Genomic DNA, 26,547 nt, shown 5'->3' on the forward strand with positions numbered 1-26,547 from the left:
GGCCACAGCGCTACGCGCTGCGGCCACCTTCAAAGCTTAACTGACAAGCATTAGGGCGTGGCCCCGGTTAGCTTGAGTGATCGTTTTACCCGGCAAACAACCCGGTCGCCACGCCTATTGCGGCGAGGATCAGCAACAGCAGCATGGCCTTAACGGGCGATACCCCGCGCTTCGCCATCAGATACCAGGTGCCCAGCACCACAATCAGCGGTAACAGTTGTGGGAAGATCCCATCGAGCATTTGCTGAACGTGGATATTAACCCCGTCGTTAGTCACGAACTCCAGTCCGGTGCCCAACTTCACATAGCTTGCCGCTACGCCGCCCATGACAAACACGCCGAGCAGCGACAGGGCTTCACGCAGGCGTGTCGAGCGGCTACTGACCAGCATTTCCACCGAGCCGGAGCCCATCTGGTAGCCTTTGAGAAACAGAAACCACGAGCCGGGGATAATAATCGCCAGCCACGCCACGGCATAAAACAGCGGGCCGAGCATACTGCCGCCCGCCGCCAGCGCCATGCCGATACTGAGCAAAATCGGGATCAGCATGCCGGGGATCATTGAATCGCCAATCCCGGCCAGCGGCCCCATCAGGCCGACTTTCAGGGTGTTAATGGTTTCGCCGTCGATAGGTTCGCCGTTGGCTTTTTTCTCTTCCAGGCCCAGCGCCATGCCGTTAACAATCGCGCCAATCTGCGGTTCGGTGTTATAGAACGACGCGTGACGGCGCAGCATCTCGGTACGCGCCGCCGCGTCCGGGTAAAGCTTGCGGGCGACCGGCAACATGCTGAGGCAAAAACCAAAGGACTCCAGCCGTTCAAAGCTCATGGAAGAGAGATTGTGCATCATCCACGCGCGCCAGCAGCGGCGCAGATCTTTACGGGTCAGTTTACGTTCTTCCATCAGAATTCATCCTCATCATCGGCAGGCGACGCGGCTTTCACCGTAGGCAGGGCTTCCGGCTTGTAGTTGTAATGGATCAGCGCCAGCAGCGCGCCCACGATCACCAGGGCGACCATGTTCAGCTTCAGGAACACGATGCAGACGAAACCGACCAGAAAATAGATCAACATGCTGTAATTTTTGATGATTTGCTTAAGCAGGATCGCGATACCCACCGCCGGTAAAATGCCACCCAGCACGTTCATGATCGACAGCACCATGCGGGGCAGGCTGTCCATAAATTCGCTGATGTACTGCGCGCCAAAGTAGACCGCGATAAAGGTCGGTACAAAGCGCAGCAGGAAGTTGGTGGCCTGTGGGAAGATAGCGCTGTTGAGATAAATGCCGCGCTCGTCGCCACGCTCCAGCGCCACATCGGCGCGGTGGTTCCAGAACGAGTTCAGCACCATCATGGCGTTAAACAAAATGGTCCCGGCGATACCAATCGTGGCGGCCAGCGCCACGGCGACCTCCGGCCCTTTGCCAGAGAGAATGCCCAGCGCAATGGCCGGAAAAGCGACGAAGTTGAGGTCGGCAGGCATGGAGCCGCCCGGCGTCACCATCGCGATATATACCGCCTGTACCGCCACGCCGATAATAATTCCGGTGGTCACATCGCTGAGGATCAGGCCGACCAGCATCCCGGAAACCAGCGGACGGGTGATCAAATACCAGCCGCCCGTCAGGCCAAACAGCCAGGGGCTGCTTAGCGCCCCGAGATAACACAGAATGCCAATCAATGTGGCTTCAATAATCATAATGCGCTCCTCATTTTATTTTTTGCCGGGCGTCCTGCCAGCTATAGCAACTGGCATCGGGAACCAGCCGAAACTCAATGGCGTGACCGTGGGCAACAAGCCAGTCGAAGGCGGCGGTTTCTTCAGCATTCACCGACTGGTTGGGGCCGATAGTGGTGGTACTGGCGCGGGCGCTCATGGGGCCGACATTGATCTTGCCGTTGGCGTTTTTCAGGCTGATGCCTGCCATTTCAATACGCTGGAGCGTTACGGGTGATTTGCCGATCACGAAATAACGCTTTTCGCTGGCAATCACCTTTGGCAATTTTTCGATGGCGGTGGCGGTATCGAATAACCACACTTTGGTGTCCTGCACCGCGCCCTTCATCACCGAGGAGAGCAGGGGATCGGCCGCGACGGCATCATCAATGGCGATGATGCCGTCACAGGGCAGCTCTTTGGCCCAGCGTGTCACGAGCTGCCCATGAATGACGCGGTCATCAATACGTACAAATGAGAGACTCATAGCGGGCTCCTTAAAAATCGTCAGAAGTGGATGAAGAAACGGGGGCGGCCTTAATCAGCGTCGGCTGCGTCATCTCCAGTAAAAGCGCGGCGGCGGCGTGAACGTCGGTCCCCCCGGAAACCTCGTCGCTGAGCAGCAGCATCGGGAAATTCACGCCGGCGACCACGGCAACCGGCGGCACGCAGTCGGGGGAAAAGGCGTACACACAGGCGACGTTCCACGGCGTGCCGCTTTGCATATCGCACAACACCAGCACGCCGTCGGCACCTTCGCGGGCAGCGTTCATCACCGCCGCGAAGTCCTGTTTAAACCCGTCAATGCCACGCTGTTCATTCAGCGTAACCGTCGATACGTGCGGCAGTTCGCCATACACCATGCGGCTGCTTTCCAGCAGCGCCTCGGCAAGCGGACCGTGGCTGGCGACAATAAAATGAATCATGATTACCCCCTTACCCAGGCTTTCACCGTCGCCAGGGTTTGCCCGACGCTTTCACCCCAGGGCGAAATACGGTATTCCCCCACGGCGGCGGGAACGATAAAGGTCTCGGCGTAATTCACCACGTAAGGTTCGAATGCGCCGGTTGGGCTGTCGACCAGAGCCTGCGCGCCTTCGACAAGATTGAGAACGTTAACGCCGCCATGGGTGAGATGGGTAACCGGCGCGCTAAACCAGTGGCGACGGGTTTCAATAAATTCCCGTTCGTGCAGGCCGGTACGCTCTTCACGCCAGCCTTCGCCCCGGGCGACCGGCTCGATCCGGTTCACCAGATGTTTTTCCACCCAGCGGGTATCGCGCTGCCAGTCGATCACCTGAGCGCCATGCTCCAGATGCACCGGGCGCGGCAGGCCGTCCAGGCCCAGGCGGCCCCAGTCCCACAGTTTGAAAGTGAAAATGTACGGCGTGGCGCTGATCTCCAGCACCATGGTGCCCTTACCGGAACAGTGCACGGTCCCGGCGGGGATCAGGAAGTGATCGTGCTTGCGTGCCGGGATTTGGTTCACGAAGCGCTGGTCATCAAACGGCTTTTCACCGCGCTGGGCGGCATGGAGATCGTCCAGCATCGCCTGCGGCTGCGTCCCGGTTTGCGTTCCCAGATACACCACTGCGCCCGGCTCCGCGTCGAGGATGTAATAGCTTTCATCCTGGGTGTAGTGCATGCCGAACTGCTGCTGGATGTATTCTGTGAGCGGATGCACCTGGAAACTGAGATTCTGGCCGTCCATGGTATCGAGAAAATCGAAGCGAATCGGGAATTCCGCCCCAAAACGGGCATGGACTTTTTCACCCAGCAGCTGACGCGGCTGTAATAACACTAAATCCTGAGAGGGGATCTCGATCCGCACCGCGCCGAAACGCAAGAACAGGCTGTTTTCCTCGGGCACACAGTCAAAACACCATGCGTAATTCGCCGCAGAGGGATCGAGATCGAATCGCTGTTTCATCCACTGGCCGCCCCATACGCCAGGGTCAAAGAAAGGCACCACGCGAAACGGCTGGCGCGTTGCCTGTACAAGGCCGGCGCGCAGCCCATCGCCGCTCACCATCGTTGGGTGATCCTGCCGGGTGGTATCCAGCACAAAATCTGCCCGCTTCAGCAGCGGCGTTTTATGGCGATCGAACACCCGCCATTCGATGAAGAAGGCACGTTTATAGCGGCGCAGCATGTCTTCGTGCTGGTTATCAACGCCCCAGTTGCCGAGTTCGCCGCTGCGCATCCGCTGCTGGATTTCCCAGCGCGCCAGATCGGCATACACCAGCACATCGCCCGGATGCACCAGCGCCGCGCCGGGGCCGTAAATCACCACCAGGCCTTGCTCAACGCGATCAACCTCGTGGCGCAGTTGCGCCAGGCGCTGCGGGGAGAAGAATTCAGGTAACTGATGACAGGAGAGCACGCCAAACACCCGATCGTCAGTGAGATTGCGGGCCAGCAGTTCATGCAAATGCTGTTCATCCAGCCGGGCGGTTTCCACGTTGAACGTAAACTGCGGCGTAAGCCGGGCCAGGAGCTGAGTTTCCAGCTCCGCAAGCCTGACGCCGGGGTAACAGTCAATCACCAGCACCGTTTTACCCTGGGCGGGACGTTTCGCATTTAGCGCGGCAGCGACGTCATCCCATCCTTGCCAGGCCTGGTTGTCAAAGCCCGAAACCGTGATTTCCGGGTATTTATCATAGGCTGTCTGTTTCATATGCTCTCCCTTAATCCTTGCTAAAAGATTAATCGATTAACCGCTTCAGGGAAGAGTGGTTAACGCGATTAACCCGCCATTTATGGCAATAAAGCGCCAGTTACAGGCGGTCTTGTGAAACGCCTCACAGGATAATGTGCAAAAAACAGGTTATTCGATTAATCTGTCTGGAAAAAAGGGAGGAACCATGACGACAGTGACGCTGGCGCAGGTCGCCGAACGTGCGGGCGTTTCCACCGCGACCGTTTCTATGGTGCTGCGCAACCGGGGACGGATATCACAGGCTACCCGCGAGCGGGTGCTAAAAGCGCTGGATGAATCCGGCTATGTCTACAACCAGACGGCGGCGAATTTACGCAACCGCAGCAGCAATCAGGTCGGGCTGCTGCTGCACGACATCACCAACCCGTTTTATAGCGAGATGACCGCCGGGCTGAGCCATGAAATGGAGCGCCACGATCTGCTGCTGTTTCTTGCCAACAGCGAAGAATCCGGCGAGCGCCAGCAGCGGTTTGTCGACTCGCTGATGCGCAACAATGCCTGCGGCATGGTGTTGTGCGCCGCGCGCGACACGCCGCAGGCTTTTTTTGATGGCCTGAAGCGGCGCAATATTCCGGTGATCCTCACGGTGCGCACCTTCGGGGATGCAGATTTTGATTACGTCGGCACCGATAACTTTTTCGGCACCCAACTGGCGACCGCGCATCTGTTAAAGCTGGGCCACAGGAACATTGCGTTTATCGGCGGCAGCCAAAATTCTGGTACTCGCGCCCAGCGTATCGGCGGTTTCACCAGCAAACTTATCGAGCATGGCCTGTCGCCAAAGCCGGAGTGGATTGTCACCTCCCAGGCCAGCCAGAGCGATGGTGCGCGTGTGGCGGAAGCGCTGTTTACCCGGTATCCGGATATCACCGCCGCTGTCTGCTATCAGGATATTGTGGCGCTCGGCGTAATGCAGGCGCTGCGCAAAATGGGCCGTACGCCCGGCAAGGATTTTGCGCTGGTGGGGTTTGACGACATCACCGAGGCAGCCCTGGTGCAACCGGCATTGACTACCGTGTCCGTGGCGGCGAAGGAGATAGGCCGTAAAGCGGGAGAGCTGTTGTACAGCCGTATTCAGGGCAATGATGAACCGCCCAAGCGGATTATTTTGCCGCCCGCGCTGGTGATCCGGGGATCTTGTGGATTCCATCAGGCCAGCGGGGCGGAATAAAACCGATCAGGCCACCAGTTCAATCAGGTTGCCATCGGGATCGCGGATCACCGCCTCGTAAAACCCATCGCCGGTGGTGCGAGGCGGGCTGACCAGAATGCCGGTCTGGTCGGCGCGATCCGCCAGGGCGTCCACGTCCTGTTTCGCGCCAACGTTGACGGCAATATGCGCCCAGCCCGTCAACTCCTGCCCGTTATGCCCGTCACCCAGTTCGGGTAGGGTCATTAACTCAATCGTCGGGCCTTCGGGCAGGCTGATAAAATACGACTGGAATCCCGGCCTGTTTTTACTGACGTACAGCGTATTGCTGACGCCGCCGAACATCTCACGCCAGAATGCCTGCTGCGCCGCCAGGTCGCGCGTCCAGAGCGCGATATGTGCAATTTTCATGCGTTCTCCGCCGTCACGGTTTTATAACCGAGGTTAAGGGTAAGGGATAGCGCGCCGACCATCAGCATTAGCACCATGATCAGCGAGAAGGCGAAAGAGAGGGAGCTGTAATGCGCCACGTAGCCGATAAACGCAGGCCCGCTGAGCACACCCAGATAGCCCAGGGTGGTGATGGCCGGCACCGCCGCTGTCTGGGGCATCACGGTCTGGCGGCCTACGGCTGAAAACATCACCGGAACAATATTGGCGCAGCCCGCGCCCACCAGCACATAGCCTGTGAGCGATAATTCCCATGAAGGAATATACGTCACCAGCGCCAGACCGATTGCCGCGACAATCGACCCACCCAACACGACGGGGAGGCGCCCCAGCCGGGCGATGATGCGGTCACCGGTTAATCTGAACAGGGTCATGGCGATGGCGAAACAGGTATAGCCCAGCCCGCCGAGAGTTTCCGGGATATTGCGCGCGTCGGTCAAATAGACGGCGCTCCAGTCCAGTACTGTCCCTTCGGTAAGGAACACGGCAAAACAGACGATCCCCAGCAGCAGCACTGCGCCCCGGGGAATGGCAAACGCCGGGCCTTCGGCGGGATTCGCATAGTTGAGCAACCCGGAACGGCTCATCATGGTCATCACAATTACCGCCAGAGTGACCAGCAGAGTGCCAGTAAAAATCGTCATCCCCAGCGTTAGCAGCAGCGTCAAAAAGCCCGCACCGGCAATCCCGCCGACGCTGTACATCCCGTGGAACCCGGACATCAGCGGCACCGGCGACGCTTTTTCCACCAGGATAGCCTGAATGTTCATGGCGCAGTCGGTCACGCCGACGCCGACGCCAAAAAGCAACAGAACGCCTGCGAGTAACAGAGGATCGGACACGATCGACAGCAGCGGGGTGGTCAGCACGATAAACCCGACGGCACAGAGGATCACGCGGCGGCAGCCGAATTTACTGGTCAGCAACCCGGTTACCGGCATCGCAATCAGCGCGCCCACGCCGAGGCACAGCAGCAGCGTGCCCAGGGTCGCCTCGTTGACGCCGGTATGACTGCGGGCGAACGGCACGATCACCGCCCAGGCCGCCGTGACGAATCCGGCAATAAAGAAAACAAGGCGAGTCGCAAAGGTGGATGAAACGCCGGAACGGTGTTGGGACATGGGGATCCTCTTCAAAATTTTATACCGGAGCAGGCATGGCGACGTTGACAGCCGCGCCTGGGTGCAGGAGTATGCTCACTATAGCTCGTTTGTGATGATTTAAGGATTTATATGCTCGATTATGCAGCTTTTCCGCAGCAGCGACAAGCGCTGATCCGCCAGATCCTGCAAGAGAATGGCCGGGTGATCTGTAGCGATCTTGCCTTGCAGTTAGCGGTGTCTGAACACACAATTCGCCGCGATCTGCATGAACTCAGCAAAGAGGGGATCTGCAAAAAAGTCTATGGCGGCGCAGTGCTGCAATTGCAGGACGAGGCAAGTTTTACCCATCGAAAAGAGCACAATCACGCAGAAAAGGGACTTTTGGCAAAGCGCTGTGCGCAACTGGTGAAAAACGGCACCTGCATCTTTATTGATACCGGCACCACGAATCTGGCGATGGCGTCGGCCTTCCCGGAGGATTTACCGATCACCGTGGTCACCAATGCGCCGGATATCGCCGCCGTGCTGTTAAAGCACCCGCTGATTGAGGTGATTATGCTGGGCGGGCAGATCCAGAAAAATATTGGCGGCTGCGTGGGCAGCACCGCGCTGGATCAGATCAGAAATATTATTTTCGACCAGGCGTTTATTGGCGGATGCGCCATGAGCCCGGAGTCGGGGTTGACCGGCTTTGACTTTGCCGACTGCGAGTTCAAGAAAGCGGCAATCCGCCAAAGTAATCAAACCATCGTAGCGATGACGGCGAATAAAATTCCCGGTATCGCTCGGTTTACCGTCGCGAGATGCAGTGAAATCGACGTGCTGGTGATTGAAGAGACGCTGAGCCGTGAGACGCGCAGCGCGTTTGAGGCCGAGGAGATCACCCTCCTCACGGTATAACAGCGCTGCGCTTATTCGCGCAGCGTGTCTTTCAGCGAGCCGCCAGGCTGACCAGCATTTTCAGGCTGGCGGAGTAGTAATCTTCCTGGGCGGTGATTTGCGGTTCGCCCTTCGGCAACTGCCCCAATGTGAAATCGCGTACCGCCAGAATGCCGCCGTCCATACTATACGGGGCGGGATCGTTGGTAGTCACGTTTACCCAGGCAGGCGTCTGGCTGCGGGAATACTGGCCCCAAAAGGCCTTGTACGGATCCAGCAATGGGCTTTGCGGCGCATACCATTTGATATACAGCGGAACGCGGATGGCGTCATAGCTAAAACGCGCAGGCCACTGTTTGGCGGGCATCATTCGCCCGTCGGCATACAGCGACACCCAGTCCGCCGGAAGCTGTCCGTTGCCAAAACGCATTTTTCCCAGCAGTTTCTGGCCGTCATTGATTAACTCTTTCCAGACCATCAAATGGCTGCGGTTGCCTAAATCGCGCCAGGCCGGGAACACGAAGTAAGACGGGTTCAGATTGATATTGCTGTTAAGATTGAACCCCTTCGCGCCGGGCAGCATCACTTTGTAACCCGCGTAGCTGATCACGTTGTAAGCGACAATCGCTTTGGCGATAGTGTCCGAGGCGCTGAGATAAGTATTATCGCCCCATTTCTCGCCCGCTTTTAACAGCGCCCAGGCAATAAACGTGTCGCCATCGGTGGCGTTGTTTTTATCGGTGATGGGCTGGGCTTCCACCGGGTTATAGCGCCAGTAAAACAGACCGTTATCCGGGTTCTTTAACGTTTTATTGGTCCATCCCCAAATTTTGTCGAAGCTGGCACGGTCATCGTTCATCACCGCCATCATCATGGCAAAACCCTGGCCTTCGGTGTGGCTGACGCTGTTATTGCCGGTATCGATAATGCGCCCGTCGGGCATTAAAAACCGCGCTTTATAGCTATCCCACGCGCTACCGGCCAGCGCGCACTGGCTGGTAAGCAACACCATCATGGCGACAAACAGCGTTTTGCATCGCTGCAACATTCATTCACCTCATCGGCTATTTTGATATCTGAATATGACCTCAGTGGCCGACGGCGCGGCTTCGCGCCATAACGACACCGTGGGTTTCCCCCCCTGAGACTGCAACCAGCGCGCATACAAACCCTCCAGAACCGCGCTCATCGCGCTGCTCCATGCCGCTTGTTTGGCGTGATCGGGGGGAGTGGGTAGCGCCCTGTGTCGAATAAGCAGGGCGGTTTCGCTGGCTTCGATATCAATATACCCCCAGTTGAAATCCGCAAGTTGCTTATTTATCGCGACTTCCAGTTCACCTACCGTATTTGATAGCGGCAGCGGAAATCCCTTGCCAACATCGTCGCCCATCTGCGTCAGAAAGGCGTGACTCTGCGTTTCGCCTACGTTCGCCACCATGTTTTCCACCATGATGTGGAGCAGGGCAAACCATCCTGACTGGGTTTGTTGATTCTGGAAATAGTGCAAAAGTTGTGCGTCATTCATATTAGTTATTTCCCAGCAGATAACGGAAGTAAAGCTGCGCGGAGCTTTCGTTGTAGTCGCCGAAGGTGTCGTAACCCACCTGTCCGCCGATGGTCATGTCCTTATTGATCTTATAATCGGCGGCGGCACGCAGGTTATAGCCCAGGCCATTTTCGCTGTTGCCGCTGTAGTACGCCTCTTTGGCGAACCCGTTGGCGACGTAATCTTCCAACTGCGACTGCAAGCGTTTGTCGCCAGGGAAGTAAGCGCTCTTATCCTGAGTGTAGGATTGATAACCCAGCGACGCGCCCACCGACATTTTCCAGTTGTCGAAAGTTTGAGAATAATCGACGGGGAAAGAGACGCTGACATAATCCTGCGGGCTGAAATAACCCCCCTGGCCGTAGCTGAAGTAGCTCAGGTTTTTCGAGAAATCCATATAGGTCATGCTGATACCGGTTTTCAGCTCGCGGTCATCGGCGCGTAAAGGCCGCAGATAGACCCCGGCAGACCCGGTGACGTTGCTATTGCTCGGCACGTTTTCGCCCAAATAGTTATACAGGCCGAACCCCGCGTAAAAACCAGCGTCACCGTTGTCATAGCTCAACTGGGCGCTGCCGCCGTTTTTGGTGACCTGGCCCCATTTCTTACCGCTGTATTTATCTTCCACGCCGACATACGAGAGCAGGCTGTCCACCACGGCGCGGCGCTCGCCGGTGAGGATCAGCTTCAGATAATCGGTCAACTGCGGCGACCACTGGATCCCGCCCACCACGGTATTCAAATCCTGGCCGAGCGGCGTCGAACCGACGTCGATTTTGTACTGATCGCCAGTGAGCGCCATGCCCACCTCCACCCCGGAGGCTTTTTGCGAACCCTGGGACGGTACGTCAAGGGTGTCGAGATTAGGCCGGGTCGGCGGCGTGGTGGTAGAGGCGTTGTAAATGCCCTGGGCCACTTCGCCCTGGATCAATGCACCGGTGCCGAAGCGGGTGCTGGCCTGGTCGGATGAACTTCCGGCGTTCAGGCTAATGGGCGTGACGTTAATATCAAAACGCGAATCGCCAAACGGCACCGTCGACCACTGGAGCGGTGATTTGATTTCGGTGAGTTTGCTAAGCCCACTTTCGCCATCGCGCCCGCGCACGGCCACCGAACCCCGCGTCCAGGTGGCGGTTTTCTCGGTGAGCTGCTCGATCATATTGTCTACCTGGCGCAGCGTGCCCGCCTGAACGCTCTCTACGGGGAGATCGCTACGCACGGCAGCGGGTGGCGCGGTTTGCGGATTACGCGCCAGTTGCGCCACCTGCCACGGCATCGCCTGTCCATAGACCGACGGGGAGGTCGCTTCGCCGCGGCTGGCGGTGGTGATAAACGGGTTATCCGCCAGCGCCAGGCCGCCGAGCATCGGTGAGGTTTCCCCGCCCGCGCCCTGCAAGCCTAACAGCTTGCCGCGCGCGGAGCGCAGGTAGCTCATCGCCTGCTGGTGGTTGCCTTGCGCTTCGGCGACGCGCGCCTGAAGCAGCAGCCGGTCCGGCGTGTCGTTGCTGCGCAGCCCTGCTGCCAGCTGGCGCGCGCGGTCGGTATTGCCTTCCGCCAGCGCCACGTCAATGGCCCCGACCCGGGCATCCTGCTGCGGCGTGTCGCGGGTCATCAGGTAGTCGTACACCACGCCCGCTTCTTTGTTCATCTTTCCGGACTGATACAGCCGCCCCATAGCGAACATCAGATCGGTATTTTGCGGATCGCTTTGCATGGCGCGGATCAGCTTGTCATACGCCGCCGCATAGTTGCCCTGTACCCGCAGCCGGTCGGCTTCGTTGATCACATAGCCCTGCTGAATATTCGCCAGCTGTGTCGGCGTACTGCGCGCCTGTAACTCCGGGTTTGCCAGCCAGGACTGCGCTTCGCTGCCTAAACCGGCCTGGTTCAGCACCGTAATTTGATCGGCATAGTCACCGGCGTTGCCCTGTACGCCGCGTCGCATGTTGTCGCGCACCACGGTTACCGCGCCGCCCACATCACCGGTTTCCGCCAACATCCGCGCCAGTTTGCCCGCATCGGCGGGGCTTTGCGGCGGACGGGAGGCCAGCGCTTTTAAGGTATTGGCGGCGGCAACCGTATCGCCCTGCGCCAGATACCGCTCGGCAGTGGTCATTTGCAGGTTGTAGTTCACCCGCTGGGCCAGTTCGCGCATATCGCTATTCTGGCTGGCGGCAGGAATACGCGACAGCAGGGTTTGCGCCTGCTGCCAGCCGTTGTTTTCGCTGGCAAACAGCGCGGCGGAGTAAAGCTGGGTATGGCTGGCACCGGGCCGGAACGCCGGGGCCATTAAGTTGGTGGCTTCGGCGCTGCGCCCCTGTTTTTGCAGTTGGCGGGCCAAATCGAGACGCAGCCACGGGTCGGAAGGATAGCGCGCCACGCCCTGCTCCAGCAGCAAAATGGCCCGCTGCGTATCGCCGCTGGCCACTGCCTGTTGCGCCTGGCGGCGGATCGGATCGGTGGGGTTGCCGCTGGAGACGCGCGGCTGCAAACGGGCCTGTAAGCTGGCGGGTAGGGTTTGCAGTACCGATTGCGCCTCAGCGGTTTTATTCTGCTCGCGCAGCACGTAAAAGAGGTTTTCTCGGGCCGGGGCGTTATCGGCCTGCTCGGCGAGCACGCCGCGCAGGGCTTGCTCCGCCTCGGCGTAATTTTTATTGCGGCGCAGCACGTCGGCGCGGAACAGCTTCGCCGCGATACCCTGTTCACCGCTTTGCTGGGCGAGCGGGGCGCTCAGGCTTAATGCCTGGTTGACGTTGCCCTGCTTTAGCGCGTCCTGGGCGGCGGCGAGCTGGCCGTAAAACGCCGCGTCTTCCGCCTGCTTTTTACGTTCAGCGGATTGTTCTCCGCCCAGGCTTGCCGCCCGGTTCAGGTATTGGGCGGCGGCGGCGTAATCGCCACGGCGTTGGGCGACATAGCCCATCCCCGCCAGCGCGTCGGCGTCTTCTGGATTTGCTTGCAACACCTGCTCGAACTGTCCGCGCGCAGCATCGGTATTGCCGGTGTTCAGGGCTTCGAAGCCCTGTCCTTTGGCAGCGCCGCCGATGTTGGTGCGGTAATAGTTCTGAACGTCGGTATCCTGCGGATGGCGCTGCAAAAAGGTTTGATAGTACGGTTCATCGCCCGCGCGCGGCCCCAGCCACAGCAGCGCCTGGCGCAACGCGGCGTCAGCGTCTTTGCTGCCGCTGGCCATGTTTTGCAGAATGTCGATCCCTTCCCGGCGCGTGGATTCCTGGTAGGTCAACACCTTGCCTAACGCGATGCGCGCCGCGTTATCCTGCGGATAGTGGGTGGTTATCTGGCGCAGGCCGCTGACCGCTTGTGGGTACAGCGACTTATCCCCGGCCATGGTCAGATAGTATTCCGGCGCAAGGCTTTGCGGCGGCTCGCCACCCTTAAACATCGTGTTCCAGGTGTTGAGCGCCGCCGGAATATTGCCGCTTCTGGCCTGCTGGCGCGCCAGATCCAACTGGCCGCGCGGCACTTGCTGGAGCTGTCTGGCGTTATCCAGCGCCTGGAGATTCGGGTCCTGCGGCGATACCGCCGCCAGCCGTTCGCGCCACTGGGCAGCGGTTTTCACGTCGCCCGCCTGCTGCGCCCATAGCGCCATCAGGTACATCGCCTGGGTGTTATTGGCGTCCACCATTAACACCTTGCGCAGCGATTCTTTCGCCAGGTCGTCGTGGGATTTTTCATGCCAGTAATTGGCCTGATCGAACAACGCCTTAAGGGCGGGATTATTGTCCGCCGCCTGGGCGGAGATCGCGCCTACGGTCAGCCCGCCGAACAGGCAGAGCGTCGTCCATGGTCTGGCGGTATTTTTATTGTGATTCATATTGTTACCACCTTTACTCACTGTCGTAATCCTGCGGATTAAGGCGTTTATGCGCACGTTTTTTCAGTAACGCGTACAGACTCAAACCAATCACGGTGGCGAACAGCAGGCCAATCAGCGCCAGCAGCGCCGAATGCTGGTTGGCGTACCACACCACCATCATGTACCAGGGCATCTGCCCGCTGGGGAACTGCTGGCCGACGCGGAAGCTGCGCACGCCGTTTTCCTCGGTGATGATGGCGACATCACCGCGAATACCGGCGTTAATGCGCGCCGAGTTCAGGTCACCAGACAGGCGGGAAAGCTGATCGCCATTGCTGCCAATCGCCATGACCACCAGCCGCGACGGGTTCCACTGGGAGCGGAAGCTCACAAACCCGCGCCAGGCTTCGTTAGACGAGAAGTAGCGGTCGGCGTCAACGCCCGATGCGGTCCAGTCGCCTTCGAGATAACGCTGGGCGGTCTGCCACATTGTCGGCTCGCGCACCCCAAAGGTATGTTCATTGGCGGTGAACGGCGATTGCGCCAGCACGGCGCGGTTGAAGGCGTTCTGGTCGATGGTAGAGACCGCCAGCACGTCACTTTGGCTCAGGTGCACCAGGTTGGCACCGCCGGAGGGCAGGCCAAACATCACGCGGTTATGGTACAGCGCGGTGCCGGTCGCAATACCGGAACGGGCTGCCAAATCCAGCAGGGTGCCGACTTCGCTATCCGCCGGGGTTTCCGGCAGCAGCAGCACGGTTTGCGAGAAATCCGCCAGCCGGGTGAACGGGAAGGACGCGCCCACGAAGTAGGAGAGATTCGGCAGCAGCGAGAAGTGCCGCGTCTTGCTCAAATCAATCCAGGAATCTTCGTCGATGCGGCTCTTGATGTTGTTATTCAGCAGCACACTACAGGGCGCGGCCTCTTTGGTTTCGATATTGAAATAGAGCGATAGCTGGTTATCGCCGTAAATCAGATACGGTTCCAGCGGCACCCGGGCGCTCTCCTGGCGCGCGTCGCCACCCAGTTTATGCCACAGCATCTCCAGCAGACCCTGTTTATTTACCGACAGATTGCGCAGGAAGGTGCCGTTGAAGGTCATGGAGAGGTAGGAACGCTCGTCATCGATCCAGCTTTCCGACGGGAACCGGTAGCCGATTTGCATCGGAATGGTTTCACCGTCCCACAGGAACAGATCCGGTGCGGCGCGGAACGCCACACGCAACGGCTCGTGCCAGATCCCCGACACCGTCAGGCTTTGATCCTGGCGCATCAGCTCCACCAGGCGCACCGGACGGTCGGTGGCGATCCAGCGCGGTGCGTCATAGGGTTTGCTGGTGGGGATGGTCTGTACGTCCACCGGCATAAACGGCGACTGCACGTTGAAATCGCCACGGGTTAAGCGCGATGCCGCCGCGCGCAGTTGCTGGTCGTTATTCCCGACAACCAGCAGCAGCTTGTACACCGGGTTGCCCGGGTTATCGACGATTTGCAGGATGGGCGTATTGGTTTCCGGCATGGTCAGGCCGCCGATGGTATCGCCGGGTTTGCCGAACAGGATGCCGTTTTTCTCCGGCAGCTTGTCGCGCATCGCGTCGAAATTGATCCCACGGTAGTCGGCCTGGATACCCAGCCACGACGCGACAATCGCCGCCGCGCTGACCTGTTCCGGCAGCAGTTTCGCCGGGAATGCGAAGGTGAGTGTGGTCGGCGTCATCTGCATTGAATCAAAGAACGGGCGCGGGAAATGGCTGAGATCCGCGCCGATATTCAACTGCTGGCCTTCCAGATCCAGCCGCGTGTCCGGCATGATCGTCACCTGATATTTATCAGAGAGATCGCGCAGACACAGCAGGGCATCGCCGTCGTTGATCTTAAAGCTAATGTTGTTGCTCGACACCACCAGCGCTGCCGGGATCTCCAGTTGATAATTCGAGATATTGCTGTCCGACGTACCGAGCGGCACGGTGCCTAACGGCTGGCCGTTCATCATCATTTGCAGGGTGGTATTACGCGCGGCCATATCCGGGGAGACTTTCAGGTTCAGGTTTAACTGCGCGCTGGTGATCACCTGGTCAGAGGGCAGGGTAAAGTTGATGCCTGCCTGCAACTGCCCGCCGCTCAGGATCACGCCTTGCGGCTGGCCCATCTGCGCCACCGTTACGCTAACCGCATTGCCGGGGATTAACTGCGGCGCGGCGGGTGGGTTATCAGTAGCCTGGGTCGGGGGCGGTAAATCTAACGGGATGGCGGGAACCGGCGTGGTTTCTGGCGCGTCGGTTTGCGGCGCGGCCCCTTCCGGGGAGAGTGTCGCGGGCATGTCAGACGGCATAGCGCCGTCCGGTGATGGCGTGGAGAACGGCTCCGGCGCTGCCTTATCCACTGGCGTCGCGGCGGGCGCAGTGAAATCTGGCGCGCCCGGCTGTTGCTCCTGCGCCGGTACGGTCCGTGTCAGTACGCATAACGCCAGCAAAACCTGGCAGGCTTTGACGGTCATCCTTTTCATGCAGCGGTGTCCTCAGCTTTGAGGCGGCGCGCCTCTTCCTCGCGCAGGCGGCGGTTTTCATGGCGTGATTTCCAGGTCAGCCAGAACAGGTCGAACACGCTGCGGATAATAATAAACAGCGAGCGGAATGGGTTATCCTGCGGCTTCGGCGGACGGATCCACGCGTCGGCGCGCGCCAGTACCACGCGCACCAGTTCGCGGCGGCGGGACAGCGGAATATCTTCGAACATCAGGCGGATAAACTCGTCATCAGTGCCGATCACATTGACCGGGATGCTGATAGCGCCGGACTGTAGCTGTAACTCGATTTCTTCAATCTCGTCGGTGAGATGACGGTTATCCGGCACCACGATACGGCAGCCGCCCATCGACAAGTCCTGGGTATGGGTGCGCGACGAGATGCCGCTGGCGTAATGAACGATCACCGGCACGTCGACGTCGATACGGATGGTTTTACGCGTCTGGCGTGTTTCCCGCGCCACGGCAATTGCCGCCAGCAGGAACACCAGGCTGTAAATCCCCCATCCCACGTTCAGCGCGATAACCTTCGGATCCACCGCAAAGTAGTCATGGGCAAAAGCCCTGACCAGACCCGCAATAATGCCGATGGCGAGTAAAATGGCGACAATCAGATGCGGGCGTACCACGCTGAAATCGAAATAGCCGATATTGAGCAGGCCGCCTTTGTCAGTCACGTTGAATTTGCCGCGTTTCGGGAAAATCATGGTGATCGCCGTCGGCAGGACCAGATGAAACGCCAACACGATATCGTACACTTCTCCCCAAAAACTGTAGCGATAACGCCCGTTCATGCGGGAGTTGAGATAAATACTTAGCAGCAGGTGGGGTAGGGCGTAAGCGAAAATTAACCCTGCCGAAGAGTGAATGATATTCAGGTTAAACAGCAGGTAGGCCAGCGGCGCGGTTAAGAACGCCACGCGCGGCAGGGCGAACTGGAAATAGAGCATGGCACTCAGATAGCAACAGCGCTGCTGCCAGGTCAGCCCCCGGCCAAACAGCGGGTTATCCATGCGGAATATCTGCGTCATACCGCGCGCCCAGCGGGTACGCTGGATCACGTGCAGCACCAGACGCTCGGTTGCTAAACCTGCCGCCAGCGGGATCGCCAGAAACGCTGACTTCCAGCCCAGACGCTGCATTTTCAGCGCTGTGTGAGCATCTTCGGTCACGGTTTCCACCGCGAAGCCGCCAATCTCTTCCAGCGCTGAACGGCGGATCACCGCACAGGAGCCGCAGAAGAAGGTGGCGTTCCAGTTATCGTTACCCTGCTGGATCGGGCCGTAAAACAGCGAACCTTCGTTCGGGATATTTTTACCCCCTGACAGGTTGCGCTCGAACGGGTCGGGAGAATAGAAATAGTGCGGCGTTTGCAGCAACGCCAGCTTTGGATCCTGCAAAAACGCGCCCACGGTGGCTTGCAGAAAAATACGCGTGGCGACGTGGTCACAGTCAAAGACGCAGATCAACTCGCCTTTTGTCAGCTTCATGGCGTGGTTAAGGTTGCCCGCTTTGGCGTGAAAATTATCGTTACGGGTGATATAGCCTACGCCAACATCGGCGGCGAACACCGCGAACTCCCGGCGCTTACCGTCATCCAGCAGGTAAATGTTGAGTTTATCGCGTGGATAATCAATACACTGCGCTGCCAGCACCGTGTCGCGCACCACTTCCAGGCTTTCGTTATAAGAAGGGATATAAATATCTACCGTCGGCCAGGTCGAGATGTCATCCGGCAGCGGGACAATCCCTCTTTTCAGCGGGAATACGGTTTGCAGGTAAGTGAGTAATAAGATGACCCAAATATAGAGTTCCGCCAGAAATAACCCGATGCCGAGTATGGCTTCAATCTCGGAATTAAAATGCAGGGTTTGGGTGGCGCGGAAATAAATATAGCGCGTCGACATCAGCGCGGAGACCACCATCATCACCACGGAAATGCTGTGTTTTTTACTGAACCCTAATAAAAAAAGAATGCCAAGGCTGACCAGACCGAAGATATATTGTTTCTGGCTATCCATGGGCGTAATGATGATCAGCACCGCTACTGGCGCAAGCACCAGTAGCAAGAGATAAAACAGGACCTTCTTCATAGGCCTTCCTGGTAATCGTCAGAAATGTGATGTTTTTAGATTGGCGTGAACCGCACCGTCGCCAATATTTATGCCGAGCAGGCCTGCTACTCTTTTACTGATTAATTCAATATCGAATGCCGCAGCGGAAGCAGGGCTGAAATCAAAAATGGACTGCTGCGAGGCATTCGCCTCCGATACGCTTTCATCGCGATTAATAATGCCTATAAGCTGCTCGCCCAGCCGCTGCTGCATGAATGCGGTGACGTCGCGGCTGATATTCCTGCGGTTATCGCTCTGGTTCAGCACAAAGTAATAACCCTGTTTGTGGTTCAGCGGTTCACCGATCAAACGGTGGTTTTCAATGTGTGGCAGCAGCGACAGGGAAGCGGTATCCGCCAGCAATGTCACCAAATGCAGATCCGCCAGGTGGGACATGGCTTTCAGCGCCGGGCTCGGCCCGGGCGGGAAATCGGCGATGATCACCAGACCGGGATAATTCAGCAGCGTGCTTAACCCGCGCATCAGGAAATGCGGGTCGCTGGCGAGGTGCTGTTCAAAGATCAGGCGTTGCTCTTCGGTCACGTCGCCATAGGGCAGCAGAAACACGTTGCCGCCCGCCGTCAGCACAAACTGGCTCCAGTCGGCGGATTCACCCGCTTTCGCCACATAGCCGCGCCCATCGGACAACGGCACGCCAAAATGCAAACGCAGGGCGTTTTGTACATCAAAATCAATCGCCAGGACTTTGCTGCCCGAGCGAGCCAGCGCGTACGCCAGATTGGCCGTAACGGTTGTTTTTCCTACACCGCCTTTAGGCGAACAAACACAAACTAACGGCATGACGCAATCGTCTCCAGCAACGTTTGTAAGGGGATATCTTTCGCGTTTTGCCCAGTTGGCGTTGCGCCTTTGGTGGCAAATAACTGATCAAATCGCACGGGTTGAGTTTGCCCGGACGCAGGGGCATTAACCGGTGCGGCAGGGTGTGATAAAGCGGGTTGTGCAGGCGTGGCAGCAGAGGCCGGCGGCGGCACCTGTGAGAGCAGCGGGGGCTGCGCGGGCGTTTGACGCAGCTCAGCCTGCCCGGGAGCAAGGCTGCCAAAGATAGACGACGCTTTGGCGACCGGGCTGGGTTCAGTTTGCGCGGGTTTTGTCAGGCTGGCCTCGAAGGTTCTGGCATCAACGGCCTGGGGAACCGGGGCGGACACGCTGCCTCCTTGCGCAAATAACGTTTGCTCGTCACCTTCGGACGACAGCTGTTTAATGATGGCCCAGTTGCCGTTGCTGTGCTGCTGGCTTTGCGCCGACATATCCTTGAAATCGATAGCGCCGGTGCGTGTCTTATCCTTGAAACGCTGCAAATCATCATAATTTTTCATAGAGAGGCTCATGATTTACAAGTAATTATTTCATCTTCCACGCACAGGGGAAGCATAACGGTTAATTCAGACAATAAGACAAAGGTCGCATTTCATCAAATCTGTGAGCGATCCTGATAAATATTTATTATTCCGCAAGAGGGATAATTACCCGGCTTATCATTTTGTTTGTCATTTATTACGTACTGAGACGATACAATTTATCGTTTTTTGCGTGTTTTCCGCCACCGTTTTGCCTTTTGCGATAACAGAAAATCGCAGTAACCGGGTGACCCTCCATGGATTTTTATTTCGCAATAATCAAAACGTTTGGTTTAAAAAAACAGTTTAGCCGACAGGTATGGGTCCTCGCCTTATCGACAGGTTTGTTAGCGAATTAAAATTTTATAAGAATGTGATCGTGGTCTGCAAAGTGTATCTGTGCTTAAAAGGAACGCCGTTACATAAGAAGCTGTAAACAAATGGACAGCAAATCCACATAATAAGTAGGGTGCAATGTCAAAAGTGAATTAACCCTGTCACTGAGTAAGGGATTAATGGCATTTACTGATATCACTATGCTTTTGACGTAAATTTCTAATCATCGGTATTTTAGGTTGGCAGCGCGTTCTTAGAGCCGTTAACCTGAAACTCAGTACCCGGTCATTTTTAAACATAAAGAGTAACGATATGCATGATGCACAGGTTCGCGTAGCTATCGCGGGAGCAGGCGGCCGTATGGGACGGCAGCTGATTCAGTCGGCGCTGCAAATGGAAGGGGTAGTTCTTGGCGCAGCGCTGGAGCGTGAGGGTTCTTCGCTGCTGGGTAGCGATGCCGGAGAGCTGGCAGGCGCAGGCAAAACAGGTGTGCTGGTTCAGTCCAGCCTTGAGTCTGTGGTTAACGATTTCGACGTATTTATCGATTTCACCCGTCCGGAAGGCACATTGCAGCACCTGGCATTTTGCCGCGCGCATCAAAAAGGTATGGTGATCGGCACCACGGGTTTTGATGAAGCGGGCAAGCAGGCGATCCGCGACGCCAGCACGGATATCGGCATCGTGTTCGCCGCCAACTTCAGCGTAGGCGTAAACGTGATGCTGAAACTGCTGGAGAAAGCGGCCAAAGTGATGGGCAACTACACCGACATTGAGATTATCGAAGCGCATCACCGCCATAAAGTGGATGCCCCTTCCGGCACTGCGTTAGCTATGGGTGAGGCGATTGCGGATGCGTTAAACAAAGATCTTAAGGATTGCGCGGTGTATACCCGTGAAGGCCATACCGGCGAACGCCAGCCTGGCACCATTGGATTCGCGACCGTGCGCGCAGGCGACATTATTGGCGAACATACGGCGATGTTTGCGGATATCGGCGAGCGCGTGGAGATTACACACAAGGCATCAAGTCGTATGACGTTTGCAAATGGTGCCATTCGCTCCGCATTGTGGGTCAATGCTGAGAAGAACGGCCTTTTTGATATGCGGGATGTACTGGACTTGAACAATTTATAGTATTTTTTACCCATCGTGATGTGGTTATTACAATCGTAGTGCATTGATTGAAAGGGTGATATTTTATCACCCTTTATTTTTTATAGTGTTTATGTATTTAAATTGCTGAGTTGGCTGTTTTTCAGGGTTATCTCGTGGTTTGGTGTTATTTTATTGTAAATTTTGACCATTCGGTCCACTTTTTAGTGGCATCTGATGCAGATTTAACATTTAATACGCTTGTTAATCGGTTTCGTGACCAGGTTTGATCGGTTTTTTAGCGCTTATCCCTCTTTATTTCTCTGTGGTTGACAAAAATACCTGAAAAATCCCGTTTTCAGGGTAGACTTTTGCCCATCCTCTCCTTAGAATGCCGCCGTTTGCCAAAAATTCACCGGGCAAGCGTATTTGCGTTGATTCATTCATACTAAATGAATTAATATGCAGATAAATTGACTGTTTATTCCCTGGAGGACGTTTTGATTAAGTCAGCGCTGTTGGTTCTGGAAGACGGAACCCAATTCTACGGTCGGGCCATAGGGGCATCAGGTACGGCAGTAGGGGAAGTCGTTTTCAATACTTCAATGACCGGTTATCAAGAAATCCTCACTGATCCTTCCTACTCCCGCCAGATTGTCACTCTCACTTATCCCCATATTGGTAATGTCGGTACTAACCCGGCAGATGAAGAATCCTCCCAGGTACATGCGCAAGGCCTCGTCATTCGTGACCTGCCGCTGATTGCCAGCAACTTCCGCAATACCGAAGACCTCTCTTCTTACCTGAAGCGCCACAATATCGTGGCCATCGCTGATGTGGATACCCGCAAGCTGACCCGCCTGCTGAGCGAGAAGGGCGCGCAGAACGGCTGCATTATTGCTGGCGACAATCTGGATGCCGCACTGGCGCTGGAGAAAGCCAAAGGCTTCCCGGGCCTGAGCGGAATGGATTTGGCGAAAGAAGTCACCACCAACGAGCCCTACCGTTGGACCCAGGGAAGCTGGGAACTGACAAACGGTTTGCCGGAAGCCAAAACCGACGAGGAACTGCCGTTCCACGTGGTGGCTTACGATTACGGCGTGAAGCGTAACATCCTGCGTATGCTGGTGGATCGCGGCTGCCGCCTGACGGTGGTGCCCGCGCAGACCCCGGCGGCTGACGTACTGAAGATGAACCCGGACGGGATTTTCCTCTCCAACGGCCCAGGCGACCCGGCTCCGTGCGACTACGCTATCGAGGCGATTAAAACCTTCCTGGAAACGGATATTCCGGTATTCGGCATCTGCCTGGGGCATCAGTTGCTGGCGCTGGCCAGCGGTGCGAAAACCGTGAAAATGAAGTTCGGCCACCACGGTGGCAACCACCCGGTGAAAAACGTTGAAAACAACACCGTGCTGATTACCGCGCAGAACCACGGCTTCGCAGTAGATGAAGCTACGTTGCCTGCCACGCTGCGCATCACCCACAAATCCCTGTTCGATGGCACGCTGCAAGGCATCCATCGCACCGATAAAGCGGCATTCAGCTTCCAGGGACACCCGGAAGCCAGCCCCGGCCCGCACGACGCCGCGCCGCTGTTTGACCATTTTATTGCGTTAATTGAGCAGTACCGCAAGAACGCCAAATAATCAGGAGAAAAGAGCCATGCCAAAACGTACAGACATAAAAAGCATCCTGATCCTTGGCGCTGGTCCGATTGTCATCGGCCAGGCCTGCGAATTTGACTACTCGGGTGCCCAGGCGTGTAAAGCGCTGCGCGAAGAGGGTTACCGCGTTATCCTGGTAAACTCCAACCCGGCAACCATCATGACCGACCCGGAAATGGCCGATGCGACCTATATCGAGCCGATTCACTGGGAAGTGGTGCGTAAAATCATCGAGAAAGAACGTCCGGATGCGGTGCTGCCAACCATGGGCGGCCAGACGGCGCTGAACTGCGCGCTGGAACTGGAGCGTCAGGGCGTGCTGGCGGAATTCGGCGTCACCATGATTGGCGCGACCGCAGATGCTATCGACAAAGCGGAAGACCGCCGTCGTTTTGACGTCGCCATGAAGAAAATTGGCCTCGACACCGCGCGTTCCGGTATTGCGCATACTATGGAAGAAGCGCTGGCGGTCGCGGCGGATGTGGGTTATCCGTGCATCATCCGTCCGTCCTTTACTATGGGCGGTACCGGCGGCGGTATCGCTTACAACCGCGAAGAGTTTGAAGAGATTTGCGAGCGTGGCCTGGATCTCTCTCCGACCAACGAACTGCTGATCGACGAATCGCTGATCGGCTGGAAAGAGTACGAGATGGAAGTGGTGCGCGATAAAAACGACAACTGCATCATTGTCTGCTCCATCGAAAACTTCGACGCCATGGGCATTCATACCGGTGACTCCATCACCGTCGCCCCGGCCCAGACCCTGACCGATAAGGAATACCAAATCATGCGTAACGCCTCAATGGCGGTACTGCGTGAAATCGGCGTGGAGACCGGCGGCTCCAACGTGCAGTTTGCGGTGAACCCGAAAAATGGTCGCCTGATTGTTATCGAAATGAACCCGCGTGTGTCGCGTTCTTCTGCGCTGGCCTCGAAAGCGACCGGTTTCCCGATTGCCAAAGTGGCAGCGAAACTGGCGGTGGGTTACACCCTGGACGAACTGATGAACGACATCACCGGCGGCCGTACTCCGGCGTCGTTTGAACCGTCTATCGATTATGTAGTCACCAAAATCCCGCGTTTTAACTTCGAAAAATTCGCGGGTGCTAACGACCGTCTGACGACTCAGATGAAATCGGTGGGCGAAGTGATGGCGATTGGCCGCACCCAGCAGGAGTCAATGCAGAAAGCGCTGCGCGGCCTGGAAGTGGGTGCAACCGGCTTTGACCCGAAAGTGAATCTGGATGAGCCGGACGCGCTGACCAAAATCCGCCGCGAGCTGAAAGACGCAGGCGCCGAGCGTATCTGGTACATTGCCGACGCCTTCCGCGCCGGTCTGTCGGTTGATGGCGTATTCAACCTGACCAACATTGATCGCTGGTTCCTGGTGCAAATCGAGGAACTGGTTCGCCTGGAAGAGCAGGTGGCGGATGTCGGCATCACCGGTCTGACGGCAGATTTTATGTGGACCCTGAAGCGCAAAGGCTTCGCCGACGCGCGCCTGGCAAAACTGGTCGGCGTACGTGAATCGGAAATCCGTAAGCTGCGTGAACAGTACAAGCTCCATCCGGTATACAAACGCGTGGATACCTGTGCGGCGGAGTTTTCCACCGATACCGCCTACATGTACTCCACCTATGAAGATGAATGCGAATCGCGCCCGAACCCGGATCGCGAAAAAATCATGGTGCTGGGCGGTGGGCCGAACCGTATCGGACAGGGCATCGAGTTTGACTACTGCTGCGTACACGCCTCGCTGGCGCTGCGTGAAGATGGTTATGAAACCATCATGGTTAACTGCAACCCGGAAACCGTCTCTACCGATTACGATACTTCTGACCGCCTTTACTTCGAACCGGTGACCCTGGAAGACGTGCTGGAAATCGTACGTATCGAGAAGCCGAAAGGCGTTATCGTTCAGTATGGCGGCCAGACTCCGCTGAAACTGGCGCGTGAATTAGAAGCTGCTGGCGTGCCGATTATCGGCACCAGCCCGGACGCCATTGACCGCGCGGAAGACCGTGAACGCTTCCAGCAGGCGGTGGATCGCCTGAAACTGAAACAGCCAGCCAACGCCACCGTGACTGCCATCGAGCAGGCGGTAGAGAAAGCCGCGCAAATCGGTTATCCGCTGGTGGTGCGTCCATCCTACGTGCTGGGCGGCCGTGCGATGGAAATCGTCTATGACGAATCCGACCTGCGTCGTTACTTCCTGACCGCGGTCAGCGTGTCCAACGATGCGCCGGTACTGCTGGACCGCTTCCTGGACGACGCGGTTGAAGTGGACGTGGACGCCATCTGCGACGGCGAAATGGTGCTGATTGGCGGCATCATGGAGCATATCGAGCAGGCGGGCGTCCACTCCGGCGACTCCGCCTGTTCGCTGCCGGCTTATACGCTGAGCCAGGATATTCAGAACGTGATGCGCCAGCAGGTGCAAAAACTGGCGATGGAGTTGCAGGTTCGCGGTCTGATGAACGTACAGTTCGCGGTGAAAGACAACGAAGTGTACCTGATTGAAGTGAACCCACGCGCCGCGCGTACCGTACCGTTCGTTTCCAAAGCTACCGGCGTGGCATTAGCGAAAGTGGCGGCGCGCGTGATGGCGGGCAAAACGCTGACTGAACAGGGCGTCACCAAAGAGATCATTCCGCCGTATTACTCGGTGAAAGAAGTGGTGCTGCCGTTCAACAAATTCCCGGGCGTTGACCCGCTGTTAGGGCCGGAAATGCGCTCTACCGGCGAAGTGATGGGCGTGGGCCGCACCTTCGCGGAAGCGTTCGCCAAAGCGCAACTGGGCAGTAACTCGACCATGAAGAAATCGGGTCGCGCGCTGCTGTCGGTTCGCGAAGGCGACAAAGAGCGCGTAGTGGACCTGGCTGCGAAACTGCTGAAGCAGGGCTTCGAACTGGATGCCACTCACGGTACTGCGATTGTGCTGGGCGAAGCAGGCATTAACCCGCGTCTGGTGAACAAAGTGCATGAAGGCCGTCCGCACATTCAGGACCGTATCAAGAATGGCGAATACACCTATATCATCAACACCACCGCAGGACGCCAGGCGATTGAGGATTCCAAACTGATTCGCCGCAGCGCGTTGCAGTATAAAGTGCACTACGACACCACGCTGAACGGCGGTTTCGCGACGGCGATGGCGTTGAATGCGGATGCGAAGGAAAAAGTGATTTCCGTACAGGAGATGCACGCGCAAATCACAAAATAAGTGAAACGGCGCAAGCCGCACCCCGGAGGTTAATTAATCGACGGGGTGCGTGTTAAACGCCGTGGAACGCAATATCAAAGCCCTGTTCCTGCCAGTGGGATAACTGTTCCTGCTGACGTAGCGACAGGGCTTTGCCTGTCCAGACAAAGATATGCTGACCGGGAAACAGTTCCGGGCGCGGGGCTTCCAGCGGTTCCGCCAGTACGTCGATATTCCATCCCCGTTGTGAAAGCCGCCAGGCTTCCAGCCACAGCCGGGTACGATCGTCGCAGTCCCAGCCAATCAGTAACGCTTCTTTTGCCGATTTTTTGCGTGACTCTGCCAGTGATGACACCGCGTAATCAATCAGCACGCCATCTAACATGCTGCAAATTGCACGGGCGGTATTTTGATCGAGCCGAAGCCGTTGGCGCACGGGAATAATAATGTGATCGATAAGCGCGTCGGCGGAGTGCTGACGGCCTGCCGCTAAGATTGCGGCGCGGATTTTTGCGGGACGGGCATGGCGCAACACGGCCATCATCTCTTCCTGATAGGATCCCCAGTTGTCATGCTCAATGTTCTGGCTTTCTTCTAGCAGCGCTTTGACTTTCCCTACAGGAACGCCGCTCTGTATCCAGCGCTTTATCTCTTCGATACGCTGAATATCTGTTTCATCAAATTGACGATGCCCACCTTCACTTCGCTGAGGTTTGAACAATCCATAGCGTCTCTGCCAGGCGCGCAGTGTGACAGGATTTATTCCGCATCGTTCAGCGACTTCGCCAATACTGTAAAAGGCCATTGAATCACTCATACTCAAATCGGGACGTCCATGTTCCAAACTAACTAATTTGTACATCTTGTACAA

At 57.1% G+C, this 26,547-nt stretch carries 20 protein-coding genes; 5 read left to right on the forward strand and 15 right to left on the reverse strand.

Annotation, left to right across the window (positions count from 1 at the left end; translation table 11 throughout):
• Window positions 1-85: 85 nt before the first annotated feature.
• Genes RT120_RS05465 through RT120_RS05485 form a run of 5 tightly spaced genes read right to left on the reverse strand, consistent with a single transcriptional unit; the run spans window position 86 to window position 4,396 of the window.
• On the reverse strand, window positions 86-904 hold the full coding sequence (locus RT120_RS05465) for a PTS system mannose/fructose/sorbose family transporter subunit IID (RefSeq protein ID WP_312980430.1): 819 nt from the start codon (window positions 902-904) through the stop codon (window positions 86-88).
• A complete protein-coding gene (locus RT120_RS05470; protein WP_312980432.1) occupies window positions 904-1,701 on the reverse strand; it encodes a PTS sugar transporter subunit IIC in 798 nt (265 codons plus the stop codon). Before RT120_RS05470 ends, RT120_RS05465 begins: the two co-directional genes overlap by 1 nt.
• A 10-nt stretch (window positions 1,702-1,711) precedes the next feature.
• On the reverse strand, window positions 1,712-2,206 hold the full coding sequence (locus RT120_RS05475; RefSeq protein WP_312980433.1) for a PTS sugar transporter subunit IIB: 495 nt from the start codon (window positions 2,204-2,206) through the stop codon (window positions 1,712-1,714).
• A gap of 10 nt (window positions 2,207-2,216) precedes the next feature.
• On the reverse strand, window positions 2,217-2,645 hold the full coding sequence (locus RT120_RS05480; protein WP_312980436.1) for a PTS fructose transporter subunit IIA: 429 nt from the start codon (window positions 2,643-2,645) through the stop codon (window positions 2,217-2,219).
• Window positions 2,646-2,647: 2 nt separating this feature from the next.
• A complete protein-coding gene (locus tag RT120_RS05485) occupies window positions 2,648-4,396 on the reverse strand; it encodes a class I mannose-6-phosphate isomerase (protein ID WP_312980438.1) in 1,749 nt (582 codons plus the stop codon).
• Window positions 4,397-4,583: 187 nt separating this feature from the next.
• Here RT120_RS05485 and RT120_RS05490 point away from each other — a divergent pair, with 187 nt between their 5' ends.
• Complete coding sequence (locus RT120_RS05490) at window positions 4,584-5,609, forward strand: LacI family DNA-binding transcriptional regulator (protein ID WP_312980439.1); 1,026 nt, start codon at window positions 4,584-4,586, stop codon at window positions 5,607-5,609.
• 6 nt (window positions 5,610-5,615) lie between these two features.
• Here RT120_RS05490 and RT120_RS05495 read toward each other — a convergent pair whose 3' ends face one another.
• Complete coding sequence (locus RT120_RS05495) at window positions 5,616-5,999, reverse strand: VOC family protein (RefSeq protein WP_312980440.1); 384 nt, start codon at window positions 5,997-5,999, stop codon at window positions 5,616-5,618.
• On the reverse strand, window positions 5,996-7,159 hold the full coding sequence (locus tag RT120_RS05500) for an MFS transporter (RefSeq protein ID WP_312980442.1): 1,164 nt from the start codon (window positions 7,157-7,159) through the stop codon (window positions 5,996-5,998). The genes RT120_RS05495 and RT120_RS05500 overlap by 4 nt, the downstream gene beginning before the upstream one ends.
• Before the next feature lie 111 nt (window positions 7,160-7,270).
• Here RT120_RS05500 and RT120_RS05505 point away from each other — a divergent pair, with 111 nt between their 5' ends.
• Entirely contained in the window at window positions 7,271-8,041 is a 771-nt protein-coding gene (locus RT120_RS05505; protein WP_312980445.1) for a DeoR/GlpR family DNA-binding transcription regulator, read from the forward strand.
• A gap of 31 nt (window positions 8,042-8,072) precedes the next feature.
• Here RT120_RS05505 and RT120_RS05510 read toward each other — a convergent pair whose 3' ends face one another.
• From RT120_RS05510 to bcsO, 7 genes are read right to left on the reverse strand one after another with little or no spacing between them, the layout of a single operon-like run.
• Window positions 8,073-9,068, reverse strand: a complete 996-nt coding sequence (locus RT120_RS05510) for a glycosyl hydrolase family 8 (protein ID WP_312980447.1) — start codon at window positions 9,066-9,068, stop codon at window positions 8,073-8,075.
• A gap of 9 nt (window positions 9,069-9,077) precedes the next feature.
• Window positions 9,078-9,545: a cellulose biosynthesis protein BcsD gene (bcsD, locus tag RT120_RS05515; protein WP_312980450.1), complete on the reverse strand. Its 468-nt coding sequence runs from the start codon at window positions 9,543-9,545 to the stop codon at window positions 9,078-9,080.
• A gap of 1 nt (window position 9,546) precedes the next feature.
• Window positions 9,547-13,398 (reverse strand): cellulose synthase subunit BcsC-related outer membrane protein, encoded by a 3,852-nt coding sequence (locus RT120_RS05520; protein ID WP_312980453.1) that lies wholly within the window; start codon window positions 13,396-13,398, stop codon window positions 9,547-9,549.
• A gap of 13 nt (window positions 13,399-13,411) precedes the next feature.
• On the reverse strand, window positions 13,412-15,886 hold the full coding sequence (bcsB, locus tag RT120_RS05525) for a cellulose biosynthesis cyclic di-GMP-binding regulatory protein BcsB (RefSeq protein WP_312980456.1): 2,475 nt from the start codon (window positions 15,884-15,886) through the stop codon (window positions 13,412-13,414).
• Entirely contained in the window at window positions 15,883-17,997 is a 2,115-nt protein-coding gene (gene bcsA, locus RT120_RS05530; RefSeq protein WP_312980459.1) for a UDP-forming cellulose synthase catalytic subunit, read from the reverse strand. Before bcsA ends, bcsB begins: the two co-directional genes overlap by 4 nt.
• Before the next feature lie 18 nt (window positions 17,998-18,015).
• A complete protein-coding gene (bcsQ, locus tag RT120_RS05535; RefSeq protein ID WP_312980462.1) occupies window positions 18,016-18,819 on the reverse strand; it encodes a cellulose biosynthesis protein BcsQ in 804 nt (267 codons plus the stop codon).
• The gene (bcsO, locus tag RT120_RS05540) at window positions 18,810-19,358 is read right to left on the reverse strand and encodes a cellulose biosynthesis protein BcsO (protein ID WP_312980465.1); all 549 of its coding nucleotides are present in this window, start codon (window positions 19,356-19,358) and stop codon (window positions 18,810-18,812) included. Before bcsO ends, bcsQ begins: the two co-directional genes overlap by 10 nt.
• Before the next feature lie 669 nt (window positions 19,359-20,027).
• Between bcsO and dapB the strand changes: the two genes are divergently transcribed.
• From dapB to carB, 3 genes are all read left to right on the forward strand, one after another.
• Window positions 20,028-20,849: a 4-hydroxy-tetrahydrodipicolinate reductase gene (gene dapB, locus RT120_RS05545; RefSeq protein ID WP_312980468.1), complete on the forward strand. Its 822-nt coding sequence runs from the start codon at window positions 20,028-20,030 to the stop codon at window positions 20,847-20,849.
• Window positions 20,850-21,307: 458 nt separating this feature from the next.
• Window positions 21,308-22,456 carry a glutamine-hydrolyzing carbamoyl-phosphate synthase small subunit gene (carA, locus tag RT120_RS05550; RefSeq protein WP_312980472.1) on the forward strand — a complete coding sequence of 383 codons (1,149 nt, stop codon included), beginning with the start codon at window positions 21,308-21,310 and terminating at the stop codon, window positions 22,454-22,456.
• 16 nt (window positions 22,457-22,472) lie between these two features.
• A complete protein-coding gene (carB, locus tag RT120_RS05555) occupies window positions 22,473-25,697 on the forward strand; it encodes a carbamoyl-phosphate synthase large subunit (protein WP_312980476.1) in 3,225 nt (1,074 codons plus the stop codon).
• 52 nt (window positions 25,698-25,749) lie between these two features.
• Here carB and RT120_RS05560 read toward each other — a convergent pair whose 3' ends face one another.
• Window positions 25,750-26,481: a MerR family transcriptional regulator gene (locus RT120_RS05560; RefSeq protein WP_312980919.1), complete on the reverse strand. Its 732-nt coding sequence runs from the start codon at window positions 26,479-26,481 to the stop codon at window positions 25,750-25,752.
• Window positions 26,482-26,547 lie beyond the last annotated feature (66 nt).

The organism is Atlantibacter sp. (genome assembly GCF_032062175.1).
GTDB lineage: Bacteria > Pseudomonadota > Gammaproteobacteria > Enterobacterales > Enterobacteriaceae > Atlantibacter.